Raw genomic sequence first — 7321 nt, forward strand, 5'->3', positions numbered from 1 at the left:
CCACGGGCGACGGTGCCCGCCCTCGGTACCGTACCCACGTCGTCGGACCGGATGGCCGTCACACGTAGAAGTCGAGTTCCTCCTGGCGCGCCAGGAGGGTCCGCATCTCGTAGGCGTCGTCGCCGAAGAAGTAGACCAGCCCCCAGTGGGTGCCGAAGGCGGTCCGCTTGGTGACGGTCTCCTCGAGCGGTGCGGTGAGCTCGTGGGATTCGAAGTACTCGTGGTCCTCGGTCTCCTCCGGGATCTCGAGCGTGGAGACCACGCGCCGCCGCGGGTAGACGCCGAAGCAGCCCGCGTGACCGGTGGCGTCGACGACCTCGCGCGGGAAGAACGACGTGATCTCCTCCTCGGTGGTCTTGGGGTCGAACGAGAGCACCAGGCCCTGGTAGGCGTTGAAGCCATAGGCACGCTCGAGCAGCTCGAAGACCTTGAACCCCGGCGGGCGGTAGGCCACCTCGCCGAAGTACATCTCGCCGTCGCTGGTGACGAAGTACTCGGGGTGCACGAACCCGAACTTGATGTCGAAGGTCTTGATGAGCTTCTCGATCTGCCGCGTGATCTCCGGGCGGTAGCGCTCCAGCTCCGGCGAGGCCGGCACGAACACCGAGTAGCCCAGGGTCACGTATTCGGAGATGTTGAGAAAGACGATCTTCCCGTTGTGGATCCAGGCCTCCACCGCGAACTCCCAGCCGTCGAGGTGGGACTCCATGAGGACCGGGAACTCCTCGTCCGGGATCGTGTCGACCTCGTCCGGGGTGCGGATGACGCGGTGCCCCAGGCAGCCGGCCTTGTCGAAGGCCTTGAGGTGGATGGGGTCGTTGGGGTCGCCGTCGAGCTTGAGCAGGGTCTGGTTGACGCGCTTGAGAAAGCGGATCACGTCGTCGCGCTCGTGGGCCTCCTCGAAGATCCCCACGCGGATCCCGCCGAGCTGGGCGCGGCGCTTCATCAGCGCCTTGTCCCGCAGCAGCAGCGACTGGCCGTACAGGGTGGGGTTGTCCATGAGCATGGAGTTGATGGCCCCCGCCCACTCCACGGTCTCCTCGAACAGCGGGATCGCCACGTCGACGCCCATGTCCTTGAGGGTCTCGGCGATCTCCATGGACCGGTCGTTGAGTCGCTCGAAGTTCCAGGGGACGAACGGGATGTTGTGCTGCCGGCAGTAGTCCTCGGCCCAGTCCGGCGCCACCACCACGTAGCGGCGGTCGAACCGGTCCACCGCGTCGACCGCGTTCGGTGCCCAGCCGAGCAGCGCCACGTAGCCCTTGGAGGGGTCGCGTCGCGACTCGTTGCCGTCCTGGGTCGCCAGCGAACTCCTGTCCGCCGCACTGGTGGTCGTGTCTGCTGTGGAGATCTGCACGCGGTAACTGCCTCCTGGGTCGGGGCGCGGGCTGGTGGGCCACCAACCTACCCAAGAGGGAGCGGCACGTGCCGGGGACGCCGGCCGCCCAGGTGAGGTGGACCGCCGGGCCTACCGACGTATCACCGTGTCGAGCCAGTCGAACGCGCGCTGGCTGAACAACGCTGCCGCCCCCGCTTCGTCGTGTTCGCCGGCGCCCTCGGCGTTGGTGAACACGATCATCGTCTTGGGCGCGGTGAGGGCGTCGAAAAACCTCTGTGCGTCGACGACGCGCGGGTCGTTCTGGCCTACGGTCAGCAGCACGGGGCAGTCGATGCGGTCCGCGATGCCGTCCAGGGTGAACTGCGTCAGGTCTCGCAGGTAGTCGACGGGGGTCGCGCATCCGTGCGTGAGCATCCCCCGCCCCACGGAGAAGGCCAGTCCCGGCGACTGCGCCATCCCGGCGCGGACCGCCGCGTTGAGGTCGTCGTCGGCCTCCCCGGTGGCCAGGTCGTCGCGGTGATCCTCGGGGAGCAGCAGCGCGGCGTTGGCTCCCGGGGCGTACTGCGGGGCGTCGGCGATCACGGCGGCCAGGCGATGCTCCGCGGTGGCGGCACGGGGCGCGAGATGCCCGCCCCAGCTGCGGCCCAGCGCCGCGATCCGGGTGGCGTCGACCTCGGGACGGGCGACCAGCCAGTCGACCTGAGCGGTGACGACCGCCTCCCAGTCGTGTCGGAAGTGCAGGTCGCGCTGGACCAGTGCCGCGCCCTGACCGGGGCCGTCCATCATGAGGACGGCGTAACCGCGCCGCAGTGCCGCGACGCCGCCGGCGACGTACGTCTCCTCCATCGTGCCGTCGTATCCGCCGACCAGGATCACCGTGGGGAACGGTCCCGGGCCGGGCGGGGTCGCGAAGTAGCCGTCGAGTTCGGTTCCCTCGTACGGGACCGCGATCTGCTGGAAGGGATGGTCCATCAACTCGGCCGCTCGGCGGAAGGCGTCCCGTTGGCGCGCGTTCGCCGTGACGAACCGGGGATCCATCGGGGGCGCGTACATGAAGACCCCGGAGATACGGAAGTACGTCGCCGCACGGAGGAATCCCTCACGCGCGCTCACCCGGTGTCCGGCGGCGAGGCTCGCCTCCGCGTCCGCGAGGATCCGTTCGCCGAGCGCATTCCACTCGGCGTTCCAGGCGTCCCTGTCCCCTTCTGGGATTTTTCGGGCGGTGATGAACGCCTCGCCGACGTCGGCTCCGCCCGACGGGATGGTGTCGAGCACGCGGAGGAACTGGCCGTCGAATCCACTGTCCGAGAAGGCCAGTCCGGTGAGGGTGGGTGCGTCGGGGCGTCCATCGCCATCCACGGCAGGGGTCGTCGTATCCGATGGAGTGTTACTGGCCATGTCCGCACCTCGCCATTCCCGCTGGTCACCCCTGGTCTCATCCACCATCATCGCTCACCCCACCTCTGTCACGGGCGCGAATCCTTCGTGATGCTGTGGCCGCCGGTTCACCGACGCCGGACGGTGATCCGCCCTCCTCGGTGCGGAGCGAACGCGACGCCGCGGGAGTGCCACTTCTCGTCGCGATCGGTGGTCGGGACGATCTCGTACATGCTCAGCAGAGTGCGGAGCACGACGTCCATCTCCATGGTCGCGAACGCCGCACCGATGCACCGCCTGGTCCCGCCGCCGAACGGCAGCCAGGCCGGCGGCGGCGTGGTGTCGAGGAAGCGGGTCGGGTCGAAACGTTCGGGCTGGGCGAAGTGCGCGCTGTCGTCGTGCAGCAGCGAGATCGCGACCAACACGTTGTACCCGCGCGGGATGCGCCACGGGCCCAGGTCGAGGTGCGGCGCCTGCACGTGGCGCCCGGCGAGATCGATGACCGGCCCGGCTGCGCTGCACCTCCAGGATCGTCGCGTGCCGGTAGCCGGCTCCCCCGTCGTCGACCTCGGCGACCAGCTCGTCCAGCACCGCGGGGTTGCGGCTGAGCCGCTCCAGCGCCCAGGCGAGCGTCGTCGCGGTGGTCTCGTGTCCCGCCACGAGCAGTGCGGTGAGCTCGTCGCGGATCTCCTCGTCCGTCATGGACGAGCCGTCGTCGTAGGTGCTCTGCAGCATCATCGCCAGGATGTCGTCGCGCTCGTCGAGTCGGTCGTCTCGGCGGCCCCGGGCGATGAGGGCGGTGATCGCGTCGTCGTAGACCTTCTTGTAGCGGGCGAACCGAGCGCGCGGGCCCACCGACCCCACCGCCACAGCGCCCACGCGCACCGGCAGTTCCGGGGTGATGACCACCGCCGAACCGGCCTCCACCATGGGCGGGATGACGCGGCGCAGCGTGACGAGCTCGTCGTCCCGCGCGCCGAACACCGTCCGGATGATGATGTCCAGTGTGATGCGGGTCATCGACGGCAGGGAGGCGAACGGCCGGTCGACCACCCACGAGCCGAGTTCGCGCCGGGTCTCCTCCTCGACGACCGCCTCGTAGCCCGTGATGCGCCTGCCGTGCAGGGGCGGTGTGAGCAGCTTGCGGTGCCGACGGTGGTCGGTGCCCTCGATCGCGAACATCGACTGCTCCCCCAGCACCCGTCCCAGATTGGGGTCGATGTTGGTCAGCGACTCCTGGGGGGCGGTGAACAGCGCCTTGGCCAGCGCGGGGTCCGAGATCACCACCGCACGCCCGTAGATCGGCAGGTGCACGGTGACGGCGTCGCCGTATCTCGCCTGAAGCCGCTGGAGCACTCTGCGCCGGGCGAGGCCGAAGCCCACGCCCTGGACCGACCTGGGCAGCGAGGGCCCGGGCGGGAGCAGGGGTGCGCGGTCGTCGGCGGTCAGGCGTGTTGCGGACGCGGCGGGAACCGACCTGTCCGTCGTGCTGTCCATGGCGTCGCATCCTCGGCCTCGGGTGGCGTGCGGGGCGCCGTTCAGCCTACGTGCCGGAAATGCGGTGGTGGCCGCAGTTGGTACGACGACGAGGACCTCCCCCAACCGATCGACACCGCCCCCAATCCGCCGCGACCCCGGCATCGAATCCCGGATATGCACTCCGCGTCGCAGTCCCCGCGCCCCACCGACTTCCACGTCGCGGCGGATGGCGCGGACGTGGCAGGGCTCTTCGCCGATCCCTGGGGCGCCGACGCCGGGCACGGTTCGCCAGCGCCGGCGGAGTCCGACCAGTCCGATTCCGAGCGCGGGGACTTCCTCGGTGCCATGCGCGCATCGTGGGACGACTGGATGCCCGTCGCCACCACGGGCTGGGGCGCGGTGGTGCTCATCATCCCGTTGCTCGCGGCGCATGCCCTGGTCTGGGCATTCGGCGGGCGCCGGCCCCGCTAGGTGAGCCGAGCCGACTAGCTGCTCAGCCTCGCCCCAGCCGCCACAGGATGGTGCGCTCCTTCGACCGAGCCGAGTGCAGCGGATCGGCACTGTCGGCGGCGCGTGGATGCCGAGGTGTCGTTTCACTCGTCCCGACCACGGTCAGCCCGGCCGCATCGATGCGGTTGAGCAGGTCATCGCGGGTGCGCAGGCCCAGGTGGTCGGCGAGGTCGGACAGGATCAGCCATCCCTCGCCCCGCGGCGAAAGATTATCGGCGAGCCCGCTGAGGAAGCGGTGCAGCACGTCCGAGTCAGGGTCGTAGATCCCCTGCTCCAGGGCCGAGGTCGGGCGACCGGGGATCCACGGCGGATTGCACACCACCATGTCGGCCCGCGGAGTATCGCCCGCCTCGCCGTCGTCCGCCTCGTCGTAGACATAGGGCCACAGGTCGGCCTGCACCACGGTGACCCGGCCCGCCAACCCCAGCCGATCCACGTTGTCCCGGGCGCACTGCACGGCCCGCGGGTTGATGTCGGTCGCGACCACCTCCCGTGCGCCGCGCCGGGCCAGCACCGCGGCGAGCACCCCGGTCCCGGTGCCGATGTCCCACACGACGGGGTGGTCGATGCCCTGCGGCCAGGGGGTGTCGGCGACCAGGTCGAGGTACTCGTCGCGGGTGGGGGCGAACACGCCGTGGGCGGGATGGATCCGCGCGCCCAGCGCGGCGACCTCGATGCCGGTGCGGTGCCATTCGTAGGCGCTGATCACGCCGAGGAGCTCGGGCAGCGACACAAGCGTCTCCCCGATGAGATCGGTCGACTCGTCGGTGGTCTGGGCGGCCGGCCGCCCGTAGGCGTGCGCACAGGCCTCGCGCGCGTCGGGCGCTCGGCGTAGCCGGATCGCGTAGTCGGCTTCCAGAGGGATGAGGATCCTGCCGAGGACCGCCGCGCGCTGGGCACGGGCGTTCCGGTTGGCGAGGAAGACCTCTCCCGCGTCGGTGGACTGCGGTGAGCGGGACGCCCGCTTGGTCAGCCGCCGATCGAGTGCGCGCATGAGCTGCCGCGCGTTCTGGAAGTCTCCCCGCCACAGCAGGCTGGAGCCTCTCCGGGCGATTCGGAGCGCCTTGTCGGCGGCGATGTCGTCGGTGATCACGACGATCCCGGTCGGCGGCGGTGCACCGTTCTCGGAGCGCCAGAACGCGGTCCGGGGCGTGCCGTCCTCGTTCCACGTGACCGTCGTCGTGGTGGCGTCGGGCGTGGGCTGTGGGAGCAACGGAGTCCTTAGGACGGGCGGCTCACCCGTCGCGAAGAGGGACGGGAGGCTGCGCGGAGTGCGGTGCCCCGGGCCGGTGGAGCCGGGGCCCACCCAGTATCCCAGTGCCACGCGCCCGCGCGGAGCCATCGTCCGCCTCGCGACGCCTCCCCTGCTCGGATCCGACGGCCGGCGCTACCCGTCGAGGACGGAATGGTTCGCGTGGATGCGGTCCGACGGGTCCCACCGGTGCTTCAGCTCACGCAGTTCGGTGAGGCCCTCTCCCCACAGGCGTCGGGGATCGACGCGGGTCTCGGCCATCGACCGCAGCTGCGACGGGACGGTCACGGGCTCCAGCGCGTGCACCACCGCGTCGAGCCCTGCCCGTCCGGCCTCCAGCGGGTCCGCCCCGCCACCGGCGCCGGGCGGCGGTGCGACCGCCACCGCGACCATGAGCGCCCGCGCCCGGGACACCGCCGTCTCCTCCCCACGGCCGAGTGCCCCGCGGAGGTCGCGCAGTTCGACGGAGGTCAGCCCGCGCGCGAGGTCCGAGCCGAGGGTGCCCGTGAGATCGTCGAGGCTCTCCGGGGTCAGCGAGTGCATCAGGGCGCTCGCGCTGACGGCCGGCATTGGTTCCGGCGGGTCCATGTGGAGGCCGCCGAGCGTGTCCGGGGACGCCGCGCTGATCGTGTCGATCTCGGGCGACGCCTCGCGTAGCGGGGCGACCAGGGCGTCGACCTCGGGCCCGGGCAGCTGGGCGACGAGTTCGACCACCGTGAAGTCCCGGCCGGCGAGGAACGGCGGCACGCCGGGGGCGTCGGGGATGCGCAGCAGCCGCACCACGGAGGTCACCTCCTCGGGGAGGTGCTCTGTCCAGTGGGCCCACAGGCGGAAGATCTCGCGTGCGGACTCGGCGGGCCAGAACAGTGCGCCCGCTGTCAGCTCGGGAGTGGGGTGGAGGCGGATGTCGAGCGAGAGGATCACCGCGAGATCGGCCCCGCGGAGCACCGCCCGGAACAGGTCGGGCTCGTGGTCGTCGTCGACATGTCGTCTCACCCCGTCACTCGTCACCACGTCGCACCCCACGACCCATGACGCGGCCAGTCCATGGGATCGGGCCAGCCAGCCGAGGCCTCCTCCCAGGACCAGGCCGATCACGCCGACGTCGTAGGAGAACCCCCCGACACCGAGCAGGCCGTGGGCCGAGGCGGCCGCCTGGAGGTCGCCCCACCGTGCGCCGGCGCCCACGCGGGCCACCCGGGTGTCAGGGTCGATGTCGACGCGGGTGAGCGCGCCGGTGCGCACGAGGATCGTGCGGGACAGATCCCCGAGCGGGGACGCGTTGTGCCCGGTGTTCTGTGCCGCCACCCGCAGCCCGAGCGCGGCCGCCACGCGGAGGGTGAGCACGACGTCGCGGTCGCCGG

The 7321-nt window shown here is 71.1% G+C and carries 5 protein-coding genes and 1 pseudogene; 1 reads left to right on the plus strand and 5 read right to left on the minus strand.

What is annotated here, in order from left to right:
* Nucleotides 1-58 precede the first annotated feature (58 nt).
* The 3 genes and pseudogenes from IY392_RS06630 to IY392_RS06640 form a co-directional block, all read right to left on the minus strand.
* The gene (locus IY392_RS06630; protein ID WP_309234022.1) at nucleotides 59-1357 is read right to left on the minus strand and encodes a carboxylate--amine ligase; all 1299 of its coding nucleotides are present in this window, start codon (nucleotides 1355-1357) and stop codon (nucleotides 59-61) included.
* 111 nt (nucleotides 1358-1468) lie between these two features.
* On the minus strand, nucleotides 1469-2737 hold the full coding sequence (locus IY392_RS06635; protein ID WP_194860809.1) for a S9 family peptidase: 1269 nt from the start codon (nucleotides 2735-2737) through the stop codon (nucleotides 1469-1471).
* 107 nt (nucleotides 2738-2844) lie between these two features.
* Nucleotides 2845-4213 (minus strand): annotated as a pseudogene (locus IY392_RS06640) (cytochrome P450).
* Between the two features lie 156 nt (nucleotides 4214-4369).
* Here IY392_RS06640 and IY392_RS06645 point away from each other — a divergent pair.
* Entirely contained in the window at nucleotides 4370-4666 is a 297-nt protein-coding gene (locus IY392_RS06645) for a hypothetical protein (RefSeq protein WP_194860810.1), read from the plus strand.
* Nucleotides 4667-4688: 22 nt separating this feature from the next.
* Here the strand turns inward: IY392_RS06645 and IY392_RS06650 are convergent, their stop codons facing one another.
* Nucleotides 4689-5918 carry a methyltransferase gene (locus IY392_RS06650; RefSeq protein ID WP_228549107.1) on the minus strand — a complete coding sequence of 410 codons (1230 nt, stop codon included), beginning with the start codon at nucleotides 5916-5918 and terminating at the stop codon, nucleotides 4689-4691.
* A 174-nt stretch (nucleotides 5919-6092) separates the two neighbouring features.
* Nucleotides 6093-7321 (minus strand): FAD-binding oxidoreductase (locus tag IY392_RS06655; protein WP_194860812.1); only part of this gene is annotated, 1229 nt, incomplete at its 5' end.

It is taken from the genome of Dietzia sp. SYD-A1 (genome assembly GCF_015356725.1).
Taxonomy (GTDB): Bacteria; Actinomycetota; Actinomycetes; order Mycobacteriales; family Mycobacteriaceae; genus Dietzia.

Bases quoted from the DNA above. Each gene is read 5' to 3' on its own strand.
- IY392_RS06635 (WP_194860809.1), bottom strand. From the start codon at position 2,737: ATGGCCAGTAACACTCCATCGGATACGACGACCCCTGCCGTGGATGGC.
- IY392_RS06645 (WP_194860810.1), top strand. From the start codon at position 4,370: ATGCACTCCGCGTCGCAGTCCCCGCGCCCCACCGACTTCCACGTCGCG.